The sequence below is a fragment of the Roseibium album genome (genome assembly GCF_965233825.1).
Classification (GTDB): domain Bacteria; phylum Pseudomonadota; class Alphaproteobacteria; order Rhizobiales; family Stappiaceae; genus Roseibium; species Roseibium album.
The window spans coordinates 5,878,952-5,896,606 of sequence record NZ_OZ247583.1 but is presented as its reverse complement, the minus strand read 5'-3'; the positions used below and the strand labels follow the sequence as shown (position 1 = coordinate 5,896,606).

General features: G+C 56.8%; 18 protein-coding genes. 15 read left to right on the top strand and 3 right to left on the bottom strand.

The genetic code is table 11. The annotated features are described in order from the left end of the window. Positions 1–16: 16 nt before the first annotated feature. From ACO6TI_RS27105 to ACO6TI_RS27070, 8 genes are all read left to right on the top strand, one after another. Positions 17–532, top strand: coding sequence for a hypothetical protein (locus ACO6TI_RS27105; protein WP_196877235.1), 516 nt, complete (start codon positions 17–19; stop codon positions 530–532). After that, positions 529–2,805, top strand: coding sequence for a hypothetical protein (locus ACO6TI_RS27100; protein WP_422383753.1), 2,277 nt, complete (start codon positions 529–531; stop codon positions 2,803–2,805). The genes ACO6TI_RS27105 and ACO6TI_RS27100 overlap by 4 nt, the downstream gene beginning before the upstream one ends. Positions 2,806–2,939: 134 nt before the next feature. Then, on the top strand, positions 2,940–3,410 hold the full coding sequence (locus tag ACO6TI_RS27095; protein WP_422383752.1) for a hypothetical protein: 471 nt from the start codon (positions 2,940–2,942) through the stop codon (positions 3,408–3,410). Next, a complete protein-coding gene (locus ACO6TI_RS27090; protein WP_158705755.1) occupies positions 3,382–4,962 on the top strand; it encodes a terminase in 1,581 nt (526 codons plus the stop codon). The genes ACO6TI_RS27095 and ACO6TI_RS27090 overlap by 29 nt, the downstream gene beginning before the upstream one ends. A 44-nt stretch (positions 4,963–5,006) precedes the next feature. Beyond that, complete coding sequence (locus ACO6TI_RS27085) at positions 5,007–5,468, top strand: hypothetical protein (protein ID WP_055117448.1); 462 nt, start codon at positions 5,007–5,009, stop codon at positions 5,466–5,468. An 83-nt stretch (positions 5,469–5,551) separates the two neighbouring features. Then, positions 5,552–6,154 carry a hypothetical protein gene (locus ACO6TI_RS27080; protein WP_422383751.1) on the top strand — a complete coding sequence of 201 codons (603 nt, stop codon included), beginning with the start codon at positions 5,552–5,554 and terminating at the stop codon, positions 6,152–6,154. Between the two features lie 191 nt (positions 6,155–6,345). Next, complete coding sequence (locus ACO6TI_RS27075; RefSeq protein ID WP_055118028.1) at positions 6,346–6,972, top strand: LysE family translocator; 627 nt, start codon at positions 6,346–6,348, stop codon at positions 6,970–6,972. Between the two features lie 44 nt (positions 6,973–7,016). Next, positions 7,017–7,901 (top strand): aminoglycoside phosphotransferase family protein, encoded by an 885-nt coding sequence (locus ACO6TI_RS27070; protein ID WP_422383750.1) that lies wholly within the window; start codon positions 7,017–7,019, stop codon positions 7,899–7,901. 31 nt (positions 7,902–7,932) lie between these two features. On the opposite strand, the gene ACO6TI_RS27065 is transcribed toward ACO6TI_RS27070, so the two are convergent. Continuing rightward, complete coding sequence (locus ACO6TI_RS27065) at positions 7,933–8,499, bottom strand: hypothetical protein (protein ID WP_156958561.1); 567 nt, start codon at positions 8,497–8,499, stop codon at positions 7,933–7,935. Positions 8,500–8,887: 388 nt separating this feature from the next. On the opposite strand from ACO6TI_RS27065, the gene ACO6TI_RS27060 reads away from it, so the two are divergent. The 4 genes from ACO6TI_RS27060 to ACO6TI_RS27045 all read left to right on the top strand — a co-directional run bounded on the left by ACO6TI_RS27060 (position 8,888) and on the right by ACO6TI_RS27045 (position 12,868). After that, positions 8,888–9,592 carry a hypothetical protein gene (locus tag ACO6TI_RS27060; RefSeq protein WP_422383749.1) on the top strand — a complete coding sequence of 235 codons (705 nt, stop codon included), beginning with the start codon at positions 8,888–8,890 and terminating at the stop codon, positions 9,590–9,592. Between the two features lie 363 nt (positions 9,593–9,955). Then, positions 9,956–11,677 carry a portal protein gene (locus ACO6TI_RS27055; protein ID WP_422383748.1) on the top strand — a complete coding sequence of 574 codons (1,722 nt, stop codon included), beginning with the start codon at positions 9,956–9,958 and terminating at the stop codon, positions 11,675–11,677. After that, positions 11,658–11,969: a hypothetical protein gene (locus tag ACO6TI_RS27050; protein ID WP_055117434.1), complete on the top strand. Its 312-nt coding sequence runs from the start codon at positions 11,658–11,660 to the stop codon at positions 11,967–11,969. The genes ACO6TI_RS27055 and ACO6TI_RS27050 overlap by 20 nt, the downstream gene beginning before the upstream one ends. Then, complete coding sequence (locus tag ACO6TI_RS27045) at positions 11,966–12,868, top strand: hypothetical protein (protein ID WP_055117433.1); 903 nt, start codon at positions 11,966–11,968, stop codon at positions 12,866–12,868. The genes ACO6TI_RS27050 and ACO6TI_RS27045 overlap by 4 nt, the downstream gene beginning before the upstream one ends. Positions 12,869–12,902: 34 nt before the next feature. Here the strand turns inward: ACO6TI_RS27045 and ACO6TI_RS27040 are convergent, their stop codons facing one another. Next, positions 12,903–13,223 (bottom strand): hypothetical protein, encoded by a 321-nt coding sequence (locus tag ACO6TI_RS27040; protein ID WP_055117430.1) that lies wholly within the window; start codon positions 13,221–13,223, stop codon positions 12,903–12,905. On the opposite strand from ACO6TI_RS27040, the gene ACO6TI_RS27035 reads away from it, so the two are divergent. After that, positions 13,222–14,187: a glycoside hydrolase family 73 protein gene (locus tag ACO6TI_RS27035; protein ID WP_055117429.1), complete on the top strand. Its 966-nt coding sequence runs from the start codon at positions 13,222–13,224 to the stop codon at positions 14,185–14,187. The two genes, ACO6TI_RS27040 and ACO6TI_RS27035, sit on opposite strands and share 2 nt — an antisense overlap. A 207-nt stretch (positions 14,188–14,394) precedes the next feature. Continuing rightward, positions 14,395–14,877, top strand: coding sequence for a hypothetical protein (locus tag ACO6TI_RS27030; protein WP_196895285.1), 483 nt, complete (start codon positions 14,395–14,397; stop codon positions 14,875–14,877). Positions 14,878–15,105: 228 nt separating this feature from the next. On the opposite strand, the gene ACO6TI_RS27025 is transcribed toward ACO6TI_RS27030, so the two are convergent. Next, the gene (locus ACO6TI_RS27025; RefSeq protein ID WP_082442872.1) at positions 15,106–16,104 is read right to left on the bottom strand and encodes a metallophosphoesterase; all 999 of its coding nucleotides are present in this window, start codon (positions 16,102–16,104) and stop codon (positions 15,106–15,108) included. Positions 16,105–16,460: 356 nt separating this feature from the next. On the opposite strand from ACO6TI_RS27025, the gene ACO6TI_RS27020 reads away from it, so the two are divergent. Then, entirely contained in the window at positions 16,461–17,498 is a 1,038-nt protein-coding gene (locus ACO6TI_RS27020; RefSeq protein WP_055404317.1) for a hypothetical protein, read from the top strand. Positions 17,499–17,655: the final 157 nt, after the last annotated feature.

Here is a 17,655-nt window from a genome sequence, read left to right as displayed (position 1 = left end):
AGCAGGATCGAAACACATGGCAAGTATCGACAATATCGCCGGCTGGCGGGAAGAATATGAATATCTTGAATATGGTGACGGCACTGATGCTGCGACCGACGATCCTGCTAGAGGCGTTTGGCGTGCCCATAAAAACAAGTTTGTCCATGGAATGCCTCCCAAACCCCCGATTTCCCAGGTTCTGCATCTGGTTGAGGTGATGCTCGGCAATGAGGAAACGAGAAGCGCCATGAAGGAACTCTCCGATTGGTGGGAACTTTTGGAAGAAAAGGGTCCCTTCGAAGATGACGACCCTGAAATGGCTCTTTTTCCCGATGAGGCCGTCCAGTTGCTGATTGAATTCTGGCAATGGTTCTGTTTCAAGGCCGGGTATCCTCATCTTGGCCAGGTTTTTAACTTTGTTGCCAAAGAAGTCGCTAATAAGATTCTACAGGGTCGTCTACCCGGTGTTCACGCACGCGAGACCGAGGAATATCTGCTTCAGAATTTCAGCCTTTTTGTCAGCGCAGATGATGAAGGGGCGTCGCAATGAAAAAGAAAAAAGTGGTCCTTCTGGACCAGGCTCAAATCGGGAGGATTCTCAAGTCGGGCGGGTTTGCGGCTCTTGATGCCGTCATCGGGCGGGGCGACAAGTTTCTGTTCGCTGCCCAAGCATTTCAGGCGGACAAGGATTTCGACAAGATCCCCGAATCTGAACGGGCGGCTTTCAAGGCGTGGCTCCAAGAGAAAACATATGCCGGCAAAGTCGTCACCGTCGACGACATAGATACAACCTCAAAAAAAGAACAAAAGGGGTACGACCCGGAGGGCCGGGCCGGCAGGCGCGGCACCAACAAGGAACTCTGGGATATGAGTGCCCGGAAATTCATGTTGGAGAACCAGGACATCTATGACTTTGAGGTCATTAGCGCGGACCACGCGTTCCTTGACAACAGGGTTGGAAAACATCATCCGCTGAAGCGCATTCACTTCGAGCGCGTCAGCATGAAATCCCTCATGAGCTGGTTGCTGGTGCACCCGAATGTTGACCTTACAGAAGCAAACTTCAATTCCATTCGCGAAACTGCTCTCAAGGGACATTTTGGCGAAAGTCATCACCTTGAGAAGCTGCAGCCGGATGTTCCGGAAAGTTACGAAGCTGCGCTCAAGCTGAAGGAAGAAGCTCGGCAAACGAATGTCTTGGAGGATCGTGAGAAGCGCAAGACCAACAGAAAACGGGCTGCAAAAAGAGGCCGGAAGCTGTTCGATCTTGGTGCGCCGATCTTTATTACCGGTGCTGCTGCCTATGCGATGCACGATCTGATTACAAGAGAAGCGGAGGAAAGCGGACTTCCCTATCTGGAGGCTGCTCAATCGCTTGGGATCGAGTTTACGAGGGAACAGCTCAAGAACCTGGCGGCCGAAGCCGGTATCGACCTTGCCATTACCTTCACGCCGATCGGACCGTTGAAGAAAGCCTGGGACGTCCTGGGCAATATCGACGATGTCGTGTCGCTAATGCAGCTTTACGGTGAAGCCTATCCGGACAACGAAGTGATCCAGCAGATGGCAGGGCTTGCCGACGATGTCGCGGACTCAGCCGCGCTTGCCGCCTATGTGGAAGGACGCGATGCGCTGACCGGGGCGGTTGGCGGGGTTCTCGACCGGGTGTTTGGCAGTGCCGAAAGCGAGGAAGAGGCCGCCGAGGCGATCGGCAAGGTGCGCGGTGCGATCCGGACCGGCGGCGAAGAGCTGGACGCAGCGCTGGCCAACGGCGCAGGCACGAACGAACTCACCGATCTGCTGCTGCACCGGGCGGAGGAAAGCGCACCGGCACGGCTGGTGGAACCGGATTTCCGCAATCCGGACCTGTCGCCCGGGCGCGTGCTTGAGGGCGAGGCACCGCTGTCGGATGTCGACCGGTTGCCGGGGTCCGACCCGATCCTGCCGCCCTCGATCTGGCCCGAGGAACGCCTGCATGGGGCGGGGCGGAGCGGCGCGGATGATTTGGCCGCAGCATCGGGCCAGGCCGGATCTGGAGCAACAGGTTCGTTTTCCGGCCGCAAGACATCCTATGACCGGATCAGGCGCTTTGGCGGAAGCCCGGAAGAAGAAGCGCAGGCGCTTGCGGAATACAATGCACAACTGAAGCAGAGCCTCATCTACATGCGGGGCGACGAGGAGGTTGCCAAGGTGACTGCTGCGCGGATCCTGGCGCTTGAATGGGGTCTGACGGCCTTTGCCACCCATGAGGACGGCACGGTGATCAAGTATCCCGTGGAGAAGGTCTACAGCGATCTGGAAGAGGACGGTTTCCGCTATGTGCGCGAGGATGCGGAGCAGGCACTGACAGAACGGGGGATCAGGGCGAAACAGGTCTATGTGATGCCGAACCGGCGAACGGGGAGTGACTGGCTGCAGGGGGGATATGACGAAGACGGTTATGGCCCGCGGATGACGCTGTCCTATGACGATGAGGCGGGTGAGCGGCTTGTGGTGACGGAGAGTTTCCAGGCGAATGTGGACCGGGCCTGGCAGCGCAGCCGCATGACCCATATGGCGCAGCTAAGGAAAAAGGCCAAGGAATTCGGCCTGACACAACCCAAACAGTCCGAGGCGGAAGCCAAGCCAATGGTCCCCGAAGCGCCTGCTGCACCTCAGGGTGTGCCGGCAGCTCCATCAGAGCACCCGGACCCAACCGAAAATTCAGTTGGACAACCTGAAAGAAGTCCTGAATTGCGTCCGATGCCAAGGGTGCAGCCAATGCCTTCCGGCTACGGAGTTGCAGGCACCAAACCTTCACCGGGAGCAAATTCAGGACCCTGATGCCAAGGTTGGTCATGACCTAAATGCCCGGCGGGGGCGCGTTTCGCAAACAGTCGCCCCAATGGGGCGGTTCATGTCTGGAGGGTGTCATTCGAACCTCAAATAGAAAATCAGTGCGGCCTGCAGAAAAGACCTTGCCGCACGCAGAAGCTCTGAAATGGCCGTCTCAGTCGGCACGGAAGAAGGCGTGCGGAGCGTTCTGTGCGCATATCGCAGCCGGGTATTCGGTCGAGAGCTTCCCGGAAGCCGATCGGAAAACCTTGCGTTACTACGCAGAACAATTTCCCGGAGATTTCCCGTCCGCGCAACTGGAAGAAGCGGCGCGGCGTGGATTGCTGGAATGGGAAAAGATCGGCAAGGAGGGCGCGCGGGGGGATCTTGCGAAATTCAACGCCAGCGCCTGGGCGTTCAACATGAAGAACAGGGCCGGATGGCGCGACCGTTCGGAAGTTGACACATGGAACGTGCTGAGCAGCCCGGAGGAAGCCTCCCGGATTGAAAAACTCAAGCCACGCAGTTCCGCCGAAATCGCTCTGGGCGTGATGGCGCTGTTAACGAGCGAGGATGCAAAAGGGAATGACGACAACCCTTCAGACCCTGATTGATCACATAGAAACCATGGACGCACCGGAAAGGGTCGCGCTGCAAAAACAACTGGACGAGGCCGGTGTCCTGGACCAGTTCGATGTCTGGCAACCACAGCCGGGACCGCAAACCGAAGGTTATTTTTCAGAAGCCGACCTCACTCTTTACGGCGGCGCAGCAGGTGGCGGAAAGACGGACCTGATTGCCGGTCTGGCCTTGTTCGCACATCACAAGGCGGCGATCTACCGGCAGTCACTGAAGTCGCTGAAAGGCCTGATCGAGCGCATGAATACCTTGATGCGCTCCGCCGGGCTCGGGAAAATCGCGGGTAATCCGCCACGCTGGACCGGGCCTGATGAGCGGATGATCGAATTCGGTCATCTCGGGCTCCCCGGTTCAGAAGAAGACTGGCAGGGGCGGGACCATGATCTCAAGGCTTTCGACGAAGGTGCGCAGATGGATCCGCGCAAGATCCTGTTCGTGCTCGGATGGCTCCGAACGACCCGGAAGGACCAGCGGTGCCGCGGTCTGATTGCGACCAATCCGCCACTTGGTGGCCAGGGTGACTTTCTGAACGAGTGGTTCGCGCCCTGGCTGGATCCACTCCACCCGCTTTACGGCACCGTGATGCCCGGAGAATTGCTCTGGGCTGTCTTTGTCGACGATGGCGACAGCGTGCGCACCGTGTGGGTTGACGGACCCGGCCCGGTGGAAGTGGAGGGCGAGGTCAGGACCCCAAAGAGCCGAACCTTCATACCGGCGAGACGCCGGGACAATGCCTATCTCGGACAGGACTACGACGCGCAACTGGACCAGATGCCGGAGCCGATGCGAACGGCCCTGAAGACGGGTGACTTCCAGGCCGCGCGGCAGGACCACGACTGGCAGGTGATCCCTTCGGAGTGGATCGAATTGGCCTTTCAACGCCATGACGACGGCGTCGATGCGGACAAGAAGATGGATGTTCTGGCCGTCGACGTGGCCCAGGGCGGCAAGGACAAGACCGTGCTTCAGCCATTGCGCGGCCGGCGCTTCGACGAGAGCATAGTCCGCAAGGGCACCGATACGCGAGATGGAGCCGACGTTGGGGCTCTTATCATCAAGGAGCGCAGGGACAATGCGCTGATCGTTGTTGATTGCACCGGCGGCTGGGGTGGGGACACGGTCGGTTTTCTTACCAGGGAAAACAGCATTGCGGTTGAAAAATGCGTGTTCTCGGCACAATCGGGTGAAGTTGCCAGAGACAGCCGGATTCCGTTCTACAATCTGCGCGCCCAGCTCTACTGGCGGCTGCGCGAGGCGCTGCATCCCAAAAGCGGATCGGGACTTGCCATCAAACGCTCGGCAACGGTGAAAGCGCAGTTGACTGCTCATCGCTGGAAGCTGAAGGGCGGCAAGATCCTGATCGAGAGCAAGGAAGACATCAAGAACCGCCTCGGGTCGTCACCTGATGAGGCGGACGCAATTGTTGAGGCACTTGGATGGAAAGACAAAGCGGAGATCGCACGGGTTCTGAAGTCGGAGCAACGGATTGGCGCAGCTCCCCTGGACGACCCGCTCGGAGGGTTCTGACCCGGAAACTTACCGTTCGTGACGCGAGCTTCATTGCGGCGAACATGCGTGAAGAAGATCGCCGGGAGATTGTTTGCCTGTGGAAGAACTGGGACACGCGAGCGCTTGGGATTTGTGCATTGGAAACGGCGGTTCCCGGCATGGTCTGGTCCGTCTGGTACGACGGGCAGCCGGCAGCGGCATACGGGTTCAGCCAGGCATCTGCCTTCGACCCGGACCACTGGCAAGCCTGGGCCTTCGGAACCGACCGGTTCAGGCGCTGCGTTCCGCTGATCACCCGTCACCTGACCCGGCTGAGGCCCTTGATCGAACAGGACTGCCGCCGTCTGCAGGTGATTGCTCATTGCGAGCATGATATCGCCCATCGGTGGATCGAGTCGTTTGGCGGCCAAAAGGAGGGGCTATTGCGTTCTTACGGTCGGGGCGGGGAGGACTATTTCGTCTATGCGTGGATACGCAACATAGTGGCTCCGTGTCATGCCAGTGACCGCGAGCACAGCGCTTGAGCCGGACGATCACCAAGATTAGGGTGCGAAACCGTTTTTCATGACGGCATATTTTAGATATTCGATTGTCCTGGAGTTCTGCAATGTCTTTGATGCTTGGTGCAATGACGCCCGCCATTTCCGGAAACATAACCCAACTGAAAGCGATCATTCTGGCAGATTTCCGCCGCACCGAGACCAATATCGGCTACCACGCGGGCAGACTGACACAAGGTTACAAATTGCTGTTGCTGAAGCGATTGCCCGAATCGAAGGACTTCGAGCTTCATGGCAATACAATGCGCTCCGGCGGGAAATTCGGCCTGCCCGGATCCACGGACGCCGAAGATGCCGGTCGCGGTTCGGTGCATGACAGCATTCTTGGTCAACGCGGGCAGGACGGGTATCGGGATTTTCAGGAATTGGCCCTGGATTTTACAGCGGTTTCCGGATCTGATCGTCTGGTGAAAATATTGCCGACAACGCGTCACGACAGTGCGATGAGCCCTTCCGACCAATACCCCATGGGAGGTGGTTTTCTGCAGTGGGATCTGAAAAAGCCCGGCCTTCCATTTCTCTTTGCAGCCGAGTTCATGAGTAACGGCAACGTTCGGACCAAGGACCACACCTACCAGATCAATTCCGGAAATTTTCTCAAGGATTATCCGGAACGGGAGAAGCTGCAGAAGTTCCTGCGACAGGTGTGAGCCCGACAGTGTTGAGCGCGATCCGTATGCCTTGTTCCCGTTCACTGAATTGAATTGACCCGAGAAAAGAGTTTCCCGTGCGCAAGGAATTTGTCCGAAGCCGAGAAATGCGTTTACGATCGGAATTGAAATTGCCTCTGCCAGGAGGATGGGGGGTCGTTTCGACCCCCGGAAGCTGAAAGACTATGGAAATGATCGATACAGCCACCATGATTGCCTATGTGACCATCGTTCTCGGGTTCGTGTTCATACCCGGTCCGGCGACATTGCTTACAGTTGCGCGGGCGACGAGTTCGGGCACGCGGGCCGGAATTGCGACAGGGGCGGGGATTGCCGCCGGTGATGTGGTGCACACCTTCATGGCGATCATCGGCGTTTCGGCGGTTATCGCAACATCGGCGCTTCTGTTCAGTGTCATCAAATATGCAGGTGCCGCCTATCTGATTTATCTCGGGATCATCGCGATCATCGACAAAACGCCCCTGGACCTTGCACGGGGCAGCAAGCCGATTTCGGCACGCAAGGCCTTCAACCAGGCGATTGTCGCAGAGGTGCTGAACCCGAAAACTGCGTTGTTTTTCCTCGCCTTCCTGCCGCAGTTCGTGAAACCGGAAAACGGGTCGGTGATGCTTCAGCTGACCGTTCTGGGTGTGATCTTCGTGTTTCTGGGCCTGTTCAGTACCGTGGTCTTTGCCGTTGGAGCCGGAAAACTCGGCAGTTTCCTGAAGAAGCATCCCGCGGTCGTGAAATGGCAGGGCAAGGTCGTCGGCGGCATTTATTGTGCGCTCGGCGCCCGGCTTGCCCTGCAGGAACGGTGATACAGCTTGCCTGTTGATTGCCTGAGTGGCCGGCAAGGGCAATCATGATGCACGCAAACGAGATTTACTCTGATGAAACCACTGCACGGCGGCTGATCGATCTTCAGTTTCCCGAACTCGGGGGGATGACGGTTCGCCGGCTGTCGTCATCAGGTACGGACAATGCACTCTACCGTGTCGGCGGCCAGTATGTGATGCGGTTGCCAAGGCGGCCGGAAGCCGTGCCGCTCCTTGAAAAGGAGGTGACCTGGCTGCCGCGCTTCACCGGACTGCCGCTGGAGATTCCGGAACTTTTTCGCAAAGGCCGAGCGAGCGTTGCATTCGGACATGAATTTGCGGTTTTCCGCTGGCTGCCCGGCGAAGAGGCAACAGCAGATGCGCTAGAAAGTGCCGAACAGGCGGCACTGGACCTGGCAGGGTTTCTAGAAGCATTGCGGGAAACAGACCCTTCCGGAGCGCCTGTGGCAGGGACATGCAATCATCAAAGAGGTGTTGCCCTGGGACTTCTGGATAAAAACACCCGCAAGTCAATCGACATTCTGGCTGACGAAGTGGACAGGACTGCTGCCGTATCCTTGTGGGAAGATGCATGTCGCATTCCATTCGATGGGTCTGGAAACTGGCTGCACGGGGATCTGAAGCCGGATAACCTTCTGGCACGGAATGGTAGACTTTGTGCCGTGATCGATTGGGGACTTTGTGCGGTCGGAGACCCTGCTGCCGATTATGCCGCCGCGTGGTCGTGGGTTGCGCCTGAGGCCAGGTGTGCGTTCCGAGAGACGTTGATGATTTCCGATCAGGTCTGGCTGCGCGCCAGGGGATGGGCGCTTTACGGCGCCGTGATCGCGCTCAGCTATTATCGTGGCGGGAAAAATGAACCGCTGTGCCGGCAAAGTCGCCAAACGTTGCGCCGGCTGGGGCTCATGTAGGCATCGGTCTGAGCCTGAGTGATATCGCGGCTCAAAAAGTATCCGTTGCCGTGTCGAGCAGGATGTAAATACCAGCGACAATCATCACAAAGGGCGAGAGTTTTGCGAAGAAGGCTTGGACCTTCAGGTTTCGGCCCAGACTTTTGGCAAGCAGCGTTCCTGCAATGACAAGCCCTGCAACAGCGACAAAGGCTCCGAGCAGAACGTGCCTGTCGAATACCGAGGCAGTATCAGCAAAAAAGGCGGCCATCATGACGAACGTGTCGGCGCTGAGCGCGAGGAAAATCACCATCGCGCTGAACACGGAGTGTGCGGGTCTCGATGTCCTGGCATCGACACTGGTGCGGGACATGTTTTTCCAGACTTCCCATAGGCCGAGCGAGAGGGGGATCACTCCGAGATAGCCAAGTGCATGGGGTGTCACGACCGTGACGCCCACACCGGTGACGTAGGCCCCGCAGACAACAATTGCCTGAGCAATCAGGAAACCGGTCAGTGCCTGGCGATACCTGCCGGAGGTTGCTATTGCAAAGAAGGCAAAGAGGCCGTCGATATTGGTGAGCGCATAGGCAAGCGCGATGGAAAGAGCAAAAATCATTGCTGCATGCTGTAGGGGGAGCAGCGAGGAAAGACAATCGAATTTCGGTTCCAAGCTCACCGGATTCGCGGATCTTTCCGGGTGTGTGTGAAGACGCGCAGAAACGCTGCCCGGCGCGCTCAATCGAAATAGTCTGCAGGTCTCTGATTTCACTTATGCTTTCTGAAAAATTCGTCTGAAATGGTGTTTCAGACATCTTCGTCTGATGGACGCTTCGTCAAAACAAGGCTAAAACAGGCCTCATCACGGTACATTGGGAAAGTGCGGCCAGGATCGCACGACACAGGAGAACAGCTATTTCCGAGCTGCTCGGGCGACTGCGCGCGCACTGGCTGTATTTTGGAACAATTCATGAACATATTGCTGCGACAAAACAGGAATGGTTTTGATGGCAGATACTGAAGATATCACCGGCTGGCGGGAAGAGCTGGAAGTCTTTGAGGAAAGCGAAGAAGGCAAAGCCTATTTCCGGCAACATCTGAACGACCGGGAAACCGACCTTCCGTTCGACGTTGTATTGGAACTCGCCGATTTGATGCTGAAACACAAGGAGCTTCGAGACGCAGTTCAGCAAGAAGTTGAGTTTCGGGCTTTTCTGAAGACCCGTCCGGATCTGACCAACGACGATGACGAGTTCTGGGAAAAGAACCCGCTGGAGGCGTCTGAAACGCTTGAAGAAATTATGGCCTGGTATGGGGCGAAGACACGTGTTCCCTTTCGAGATTTTCCGCTCTCCAAGGACACAAAGGAGAACCGGCGAACGGGGAGTGACTGGCTGCAAGGGGGGTATGACAAAGACGGTTATGGCCCACGGATGACGCTTTCCTATGACGATGAGGCGGGTGAGCGGCGCGCGGTGACGGACAGTTTCCAGGCGAATGTGGACCGGGCCTGGCAGCGCAGCCGCATGACCCATATGGCGCGGCTAAGGGAAACGGCTGAAGAGTTCGGCCTGACACAACCCAAACAGTCCGAGGCGGAAGCCAAGCCAATGGTCCCCGAAGCAGATCCAAATCCAACCAATATTCCGGTGCCGCAAGCAAAGCCCGCACCTGGAACCCACGTGCGCGACACGCAGACACCCGAGGCCTGATCGCCTTTTTCCGCCGACGGTGTTTGGTGAAGAGTGGGATCGTCTTTCGATGTTTCCCGCCTGTGGCAGGGACATGCAAGGCGGCAACCATCTGCAGCATTCAATTCCCTAACAGATCTTGTCAAAACAGAGCGAGGTAAACCTCATGTGTTTTTTTGGCGGCTCCAAGCAGCCGGACCCTGAACCGACTCCACCACCACCGCGGCAACCCGATCCGCAGAGGCAGGCGAAAAACCTCCAGGAAACGAACCGACGACGCCGAGCAGCGGCCTATGGCACGCGGGCGACCACCCATACCAGCCCGCTGGGAGTTTCCGACTTTGGCAGTGCCTCCCGGTCGAGTGTCACTCTATTGGGGCGGGCATGATCCAGATGGGAATAGTCGATGATTTGAAACAGGAGTTGCAGAGCGCGAAGTCCGAACGCCATTGGTACGAAAACGACTGGCAGGACTATGTGACCTATACGGCTCCGGATATGGAGCGTGCCTTCAACAGGCCGGGCGGTATTGTCGTGACTGACGGCATGAGCGTGTTCCACCGTTCCGCTGCGCGCGAACGTTCGCGCAAGCTTTACGACCCGACTGCCGTCTGGTTGCTGGACCGGCTGGCTTCAGGCGTCGGTTCACTGACCATGCCGGAAGGATTCAACTGGCACGGCGTTGGCTTCGGCGATCCGTTTTCACCGCCACCCGGACAGGAAGACGAGGAGTTCTTTGAACTTGTGCGCGACCACCTGTTTCGGGTGCGTTATGCAGGCAGGTCGGGATTTGCGCTTGCCAATCGGTCCCGGCTGCTGTCGACAGTGAAACTGGGGACGGGAGTTCTGTTCCCTATCGAGAATGAAACGAACCTGGCCGATATCCGCACACCGATCCACTATCGCTACGTGCCGCTCTACGAGATCTTTCTGGTGGTGGATGCGCAAGGCAATGACTGCGGCTTCTTTTGTGTGCGCACGCTGAAGGCCTGGCAGGCGGTCAAGGAATATGACGGCAATGTTTCCCAGAAGGTGAAAGACGACGCGGAGGATCCAAAGCGCAAATCGTCCGAATACCGTTTTGTCCATGCCTGTTTCCTGCGTGAAGGCGGCTTCGAGGAGGCTGCCGACATCAGAAAATCGCGATACGAAAGCATCCACTTCGAAGAAGAGAGCGGGCATGTCTGCCGCCGTGGCGGGTATTTTGAATATCCACTGGTGATCAGTCGTTGGGACCGGGACGGCCTGTCGCCCTATGGCTCACCGCCGCAGGCCAAGCTGATGAGCGACATCAAGAGCCTGCAAAGCCTGACCCGGGACGGGCTGATCGCAAGTTCACAGGCCGTGCGACCGCCAATCGCGACCCATCGCCAGGAGAGGCAGCTAGACCTCAATCCGGGCCGGACGAACCCGGGTCTGATCGACGAGCAGGGCCGTCCACTGTTCCGGCCAATGCTGGAAACAGTCAACCCGGGCGCGGCAGATGCCCAGATCGAGAACATACGCGAAAAACTGCGTGTCGGTCTCTATGGTGATCTGTGGCAGACACTTCTGGAGGGCAATGGACGCACCGCGACAGAGGTCAACATTCGCCGAAAGGAAATGGCCGACATGATCGGCCCCTTCTCGACCAACATCATGTCCGGCAATGAAGTGCTTTTCGAACGCGAAGTCGGCATTCTCGGTCGCCGTGGTGCCTTTGCGCCGGGCTCGCCCCTGGTGCCGCCGAAAAGCGTTCTTGAAAGTGACGTCACCCTGACGTCGACCGCACCAATCGACCAGATGCGCGAGGCAGGGCATTTCGAGGCGATCATGGGCTTTCAGGAATATCTTGGTATTGCCGCGCAGGCCGACCCTGCGATCGCCGACCTTCACGACCGGGTGGAGGAATATGACCTGACCCGGCGTTCGCTCGGCCTGCCGGCCAAGCTGAAACGGCGGCCGGAAGAAGTGGAAGCGCTGCGGCAGAAACGCACCGAGGAAGCTGCGCAACAGCAGCAGCTTGCCACCGGCGAAAGTCTGGCGAAGATGGCCAAGGACGGCGCGCCTCTGCTGAAGACCCTGGGCGAAGAAGAGGGAGGGCTCGATGGTCTGGCACTCCCTTAAACGGATCGCGCGACGTGAAAACAGAGCGGACGCAATCGAACGGGCCTATCGGTCCGTTTTTTTGTGTCCCGAGGGTGAATCGGTGCTGGCGGACCTTGCGGCCGAATGCGGGATCTACCAGGCGGCACCGGCGGAACTTTCGCAACGCGAAAGCGGCTATCTGGACGGCCGAAAGGCGCTGTACGCGCGCATTCTCAGCATGATCAGGATTTCTCCGGAAGAACACGCGGCCCTGCAGGAAGCCGCGCGTCTTGAAACCCTGCCTGATCTCGGACCCGACGAGGATTTATGATGGAAGACTATTCCGACAATATCGCTAATGACACATTCGAGCCAGTTGGAGATAACGCGACAGGACCGCTTGAGATGGAGACCGGTTTTCTGTCCGGGCTCAGCGAAGAGCATCGGAGCTTCGCTGCTGAAAACGGCTGGAGCGACGCGGCGAGTGTGTTTGACGGTTTCAAGGCACTGCAAGGCGAGCTGATGGGGTCCGTTCAGGTGCCGGGAAGCGAAGCAAGCGATCAAGAGCGATCGGAGTTTTACTCTGAAATCTCCAAAAGCTGGACGCCGAAGGAAGGGTATCGGTTCTCCATGCCCGAGAACCTGCCGGAGAGTTTCCCCTACGATCAGGCCTTTGCCCGGGAGGCGGGCGGCTGGTTCGAAGAGGCAGGTCTTCACCCGGAAGCGGCGCAGAAACTGCACGACAGGTGGGTCGGCAAGATGGCGGAGCAATTTACCGCGCATGAAGCGGCGGCAACCGGCGCAACCCTTTCTCAGGAAAAGGCGGCCGAAAGCGCCCATCAGGATCTGGTACGGGATTTCGGACCACCTGAAAGCGACGGTTACCAGAACGCTGTTGCCCGCGCCGACCGGGCGCTGACGGGTCTGAAGTCCGCCGGAATAGACCTGACAGACTGGTTTGCGGAAAAGGGCGCGCTTTCAAGGGCCGACAAGAGCGGATTGCAGCAGGTTGTCGATCCGGTTGCGGTGAAGCTGCTGACCTTCATCCATGACAGCGCCTTCGCGGAAGACGGACTGTCCGGCCTCGCCGAAGGGACCGGTGGTGCCAATCCGTTCGACCGGGACAGTCTTGATCTGAAGCAGCAGTCAGATCTTCTGGACCGCAATCCGGCGCGCGCCCGGCAGATGATCCTGGCCGCAGGACGGGACCCGAAGATGTTCCGGGTTTGAGTGATTTCCCTGTTGCACCGAAGTTTTTGAACTTTCACTCACATCTAGGGATAAGCCAGGGGGCTTTGTCCAGCGTTTCCGACGAGTTCCAAAATGCCAAATTACCGGTCTCGTCGACTTTCGCATGTATTGAATAAACGCTTACAGGCGTGTCGTCGGTCCATTTTTCCAGGCATTCATACTCTATGCCCTCTTTTCTTTGGCAAAACGCGCGATGATATGCACGATTTATCATGAGAACGTCTTCGAAAAGCGTAAATGTGTAAGGAACAAGCTCGTCCGGGCAGAAGTAAGATTGCGAAAACGCCGGACTTGCCGAAGTAAATCCTAAAAAGAAAAGGATAAATTTTTTCATGTCAGCTCATGTAAACGAATTCTCAAGGCGGGTCTATATTGCTGCACGCAATTTTGGATTGCAAGATCCGCAGGCGCGGCTTGCGGCGGCCCAAGCTTCGCTGGAGACGTTGTACGGCCAGTCTGTCAAAGGGAACAACTATTTCGGCATTAAGGCGAGATCTTCCTGGAAAGGCGATGTTCAGAGTTTCCAAACCTGGGAAGAAATCGGTGGCAAGCGCGTCAATAAGACTGATCGATTTCGAAAATACGACAGTATTGACGACAGTCTTGCGGATTGGGTGGAGACTGTGTCAACCCGTTGGCCTGAAGCGATGTCGGCGCGAACATTCGCTGATGCTGCGGAAGGTTTGCGATATGGGAAACCTGGTGGATACGCGACGGATAGGAAATACGGTCAGAAGCTAGCCTATATCGAGCGACGCATCGGCGAACAGTATTCTCCTCCCTCTGATGCCCTCCTGCGCTTCAAGGAAGACACAGAAAACAGCGCGTTACTTCAAGACATTCTTTCCGGAAATCAAAAACCAACTGGAACATCTTCGATTTTTGATACCCATCTAATGGGATTACTCAATGTCGAGGCAACTCCCGTGCCGCTTCGGAAGCCAGGCCATAGATCCCATCGGAATGAGGTTAGTGTTAGCGCCAACGACGACAGTGGAAATAACCCGCGCCCTCCCAGGGGCAAGCCCGAATTTGGGGGCGCGCAAAATCACATGGGCAACGTTGCCTTTCCAGTCCGTGCTAAACCACGTTCTAAACCAGAGAGGGTTGTGCCCACTCGCAAACCGTCGGGTCCTCGAGAACAGGGCCGAACCGGCAGGTCCGGCGGACTTAATCCGTTTGATCTGGACGGGACTGATCTCGATCGGCAAGCGCAGCTCATAAAAGAAAACCCCATCCAGGCCAGGCAGTTAATTCTGGCTGCCGGCAGAGATCCGAAACTCTTTGGATTTGCGTGAAAGCAGTCGTCGGTCAAAATCGACTTGTTCGTCCGTTCACAGCAGAATTGTTCAAACACTGCGAGACGACCCAAAACACAAGGTAATCAATTTTTGGTTGTGCTTTCTGAATGCGCGTGAGAACATACAGGGAACGGTATTGGAATGTTGAATTGAGGAACCATGACGAAAAAGTCGACGATTACAGGTTGCCTTGCTCTGGCACTGTTGTCGAGCGTTGCGACAGGCGTTCAAGGTAAAGAAGACTACGACCGGACGCATTGTCCGAAAGAAAATGAGTGGGCTTCTACGATTGATCCGGAAAACAGACCTTTTTTTCTGGAGTTTTCAAAAACTGCAATTTGGGCCCATGGCCCGGATGTGACCTCAAACGAAGGCGTAGGTGAGATCGATCGACTTTTTTCGTTCCTCACACATGCCTATCACGACATACCAGAATACAGGAACGAGATTTCCAGTCTGTTTGAGTTAATGAGCAAAGAACCCGGGCCACGAGAGCGTTTCGGCGAGACCGCATTGCTTGAAATTGCGCAGTGCATGGGGGGAGGCCTGCAGGTTGATTGCGCTCAGATGGCAATCGAAAAAGGGTACGTGAAACCGCTTGAAGACCTCATCAACGAGCCAAGCTTCAACGAAACACTTCAATTCCTTAAAGAAGCCTGCCGGGAAAACAAGGACGAGATCAAGTGAGTGAAAAGAGGCACGAAAACCAGCACCTTAGCCTCGCAGAAAACCAACCCGAAACAAGACCGATCTCAGAACCAGAAGTGTTGTTCCAACCAATCCCTTTGACTTGGGACGGCCAGATTTGCAGCTGCAGTCGGAGCTTCTGGACCGCAATCCGGCGCGCGCCCGGCAGCTGATCCTGGCGGCCGGGCGGGATCCGGAGCTCTTTGGGTTCAGATAGCGCTTATTTCTCTATCGATTGCTTTGGGCATCGATCCCGGATCTATGGAGCGGGGGCGACTTGGAACCTGTCCCGGGTGCCAAATGAACCAGGGTGATTTCGGGTGGAACGCCAAAGCGTACCGGCATGATGGAACAGCCAAGGCCGCCTGAAACGATCATATGCTTCTGAGCCTGGGTCCCTGTTTGACCCGGGGAACCGGACGCGTCGAATGTGATGTGACCGTAATTGTGCCTTTTTCCGAGCGTGGTTCCGCTGACAGGCTGGTACCCGAAAAAGTTGATTTGTCCGCCATGTGTGTGCCCGCAAACAGTGAGGCTGACGCTTTCCGGTACTTTTCGAAAGATCTTGGGTTCGTGCGCCATGAGCAAGACGGGCGACTGATCGCTTACCTGCGCCAGCGTGCCTTCCAGATCTTCCTTGCCTTGCCAGCGCTTTCGCCCGGCTTTCCTGTTCGGAACAAGCGCAAGCTGATCGTCGAGCCCGGCGAGCCAGAATGCGTGTCTGCCTTTTCGGATCTTTACGGCGCGGTTCTGATAAAGGGAGATCCCGGCATCCAATAGCGCCCTGCCGGCGATGGGTGGCCCTTTTCCGGTGAGCTGTGCTGTGCGGTCCTCCCACCAGTCATGATTGCCAAGAACTGCGTGGATGCCGAGCGGAGCATTGAAACCGGTGAGGACGCGGGCCCAATCCTTTGACGGGATCGAGCCGGTTCGAAATCTGTGACCAGCGACATAGTCGCCCAGCATAAGCACAATATCCGGTTTGAGGGCGTTGGTGCGTTCAACAATAAACTGCAGCCGCTCCAGTCCCATCCAGGGATCACAGACATGAGGATCCGCGATGAGCGCCGCTTTGAGTTCCAGATCTTCCGGCCAGCGAGGCGGTGTGAGCGCATAGCGCTTCACATGCAATCGGAAGGGTTCAACCCCGACCGCATAGGCCGGCAGGCTGGCTGCGCCAAGAATGGTGGCTCCGAGACCCCGGATGAAATTTCGTCTCGTAATCATCAGCGATAAGCGCTCCTCAGACTGGGCAACGCGCGTTGGTTACCGGCAATCAAAGCGAGTTTTTTTGCAGAAACCTTGCAGAAATTTTTTGTTTTGCGCGGAAATCGCGCCGTCCTGAGGCAGAGGCAGAGGCAGAGGCAGAGGCAGCGCTGTCCTGGACACGCTGATCTTCTGAATACGGTTACAGACCGATAGGGCGCGATGTTCCGAGCCCTTGCGAATTCCGCCTGTTGGCCGTCTGGCGCTCGGGCGGCTGCCGCGGCCCGCGTCGCGGCACTCTCATTCGGACAATCAGGTCCGTGTTTCCGGCGTGAGATCGCCGGATGTTTATCCAAAAATCGAAGACAGGATAGTCAATGACGTCACAGATTTCTGACATCGTGCAGCCGCGTGTTTTCACGCCTTACATGGCCGAAAACAAGCCCGCCAAGCTGGTCATGCTGGAAAAGTCCGGGATTCTTGCAGCGCCCGCGCCCGACATTGCCAAACGATTCAAGGCAGGCGGGAGCCAGATCGAGGTGCCCTACTGGGAGGACCTTGACGACACCGAACCGACGGTGATCGACGACAGTGACAACAAGATCGCCGTGAGCAAGATCACCGCCAGCGACATGAAGGCCTACAAGCACCGCCTGGCGAAAAAGTACGGAGCAAAGACGGTTGCAAGCTATGCTGCGACTGGCCGGGGGGACAGTGCGATGAACCGGGTTGCTGAACGCATCAGCGCCTACTGGGGGCGACGCAAGGAGGAACGCATCATCGCAACAGCCGAAGGTGTGATTGCCGACAATGTTGCAAATGACGGCGGTGACATGGTCTATTCCGTCTACTCGGACACGGCATCACCCACCGCAGGCAACCGCATCAGCTACCAGGCAATCAACCGGGCGCGCCTGACCATGGGGGAGAATCTAGACGATTTGCGTGTCATCGCCATGCACAGCTTTGTCTACGGCACATTGCTGGATGACGAGAAGATCGAATTCAAGAAGCCTTCCGAAGCCCCGTTCGAAGTGCCTTACTATGCCGGCATGATGGTCATGCATTCAGAAATGATGCCGGTTTCTGCCGGCACCAATTCCGATGAGTATTCTTGCTTCCTGTTTGCTCCCGGCGCGTTCATGCATATCGACGAGGTTCCGAACCGTGAAACGATCTATGGCAACGAGGGCACCGAAATCACTCGCGACCCGGATATCGGTGACGGTGGCGGGGCCGATTACCTGACTACACGCCGTTTCGAGATGATCCATCCGGCGGGCATGGATTTCACCGGTACGTCGCTTGCAAAAACGCAAGGAGCGACATTGGCGGAACTGCGCAATGTGGCCAACTGGAACCGCAAATATGCGCGCAAGAATGTGAAACTGGCCTGCCTGAAGGTGAATATCTAGACGGGCTTTGTGAAACAGCTCCTCTCCAATGTGGAGAGGAGCCTTTCATTTGTCGCAACGCTCAATCCATTTTTTGTTTAACTCATTGAAATTGATTAATTTTCTGATGTTTCCTGTCTGAGTTGGTTGTTCAGACATTTTCGTCTGATGGACGCTT

What these genes read in the sequence shown, in the direction of transcription:
- ACO6TI_RS27105 (WP_196877235.1), top strand. Translation starts at nt 17, where the DNA reads ATGGCAAGTATCGACAATATCGCCGGCTGGCGGGAAGAATATGAATAT.
- ACO6TI_RS27100 (WP_422383753.1), top strand. Translation starts at nt 529, where the DNA reads ATGAAAAAGAAAAAAGTGGTCCTTCTGGACCAGGCTCAAATCGGGAGG.
- ACO6TI_RS27090 (WP_158705755.1), top strand. Translation starts at nt 3,382, where the DNA reads ATGACGACAACCCTTCAGACCCTGATTGATCACATAGAAACCATGGAC.
- ACO6TI_RS27085 (WP_055117448.1), top strand. Translation starts at nt 5,007, where the DNA reads ATGCGTGAAGAAGATCGCCGGGAGATTGTTTGCCTGTGGAAGAACTGG.
- ACO6TI_RS27080 (WP_422383751.1), top strand. Translation starts at nt 5,552, where the DNA reads ATGTCTTTGATGCTTGGTGCAATGACGCCCGCCATTTCCGGAAACATA.
- ACO6TI_RS27075 (WP_055118028.1), top strand. Translation starts at nt 6,346, where the DNA reads ATGATCGATACAGCCACCATGATTGCCTATGTGACCATCGTTCTCGGG.
- ACO6TI_RS27070 (WP_422383750.1), top strand. Translation starts at nt 7,017, where the DNA reads ATGATGCACGCAAACGAGATTTACTCTGATGAAACCACTGCACGGCGG.
- ACO6TI_RS27065 (WP_156958561.1), bottom strand. Translation starts at nt 8,499, where the DNA reads ATGATTTTTGCTCTTTCCATCGCGCTTGCCTATGCGCTCACCAATATC.
- ACO6TI_RS27060 (WP_422383749.1), top strand. Translation starts at nt 8,888, where the DNA reads ATGGCAGATACTGAAGATATCACCGGCTGGCGGGAAGAGCTGGAAGTC.
- ACO6TI_RS27055 (WP_422383748.1), top strand. Translation starts at nt 9,956, where the DNA reads ATGATCCAGATGGGAATAGTCGATGATTTGAAACAGGAGTTGCAGAGC.
- ACO6TI_RS27050 (WP_055117434.1), top strand. Translation starts at nt 11,658, where the DNA reads ATGGTCTGGCACTCCCTTAAACGGATCGCGCGACGTGAAAACAGAGCG.
- ACO6TI_RS27045 (WP_055117433.1), top strand. Translation starts at nt 11,966, where the DNA reads ATGATGGAAGACTATTCCGACAATATCGCTAATGACACATTCGAGCCA.
- ACO6TI_RS27035 (WP_055117429.1), top strand. Translation starts at nt 13,222, where the DNA reads ATGTCAGCTCATGTAAACGAATTCTCAAGGCGGGTCTATATTGCTGCA.
- ACO6TI_RS27040 (WP_055117430.1), bottom strand. Translation starts at nt 13,223, where the DNA reads ATGAAAAAATTTATCCTTTTCTTTTTAGGATTTACTTCGGCAAGTCCG.
- ACO6TI_RS27025 (WP_082442872.1), bottom strand. Translation starts at nt 16,104, where the DNA reads ATGATTACGAGACGAAATTTCATCCGGGGTCTCGGAGCCACCATTCTT.
- ACO6TI_RS27020 (WP_055404317.1), top strand. Translation starts at nt 16,461, where the DNA reads ATGACGTCACAGATTTCTGACATCGTGCAGCCGCGTGTTTTCACGCCT.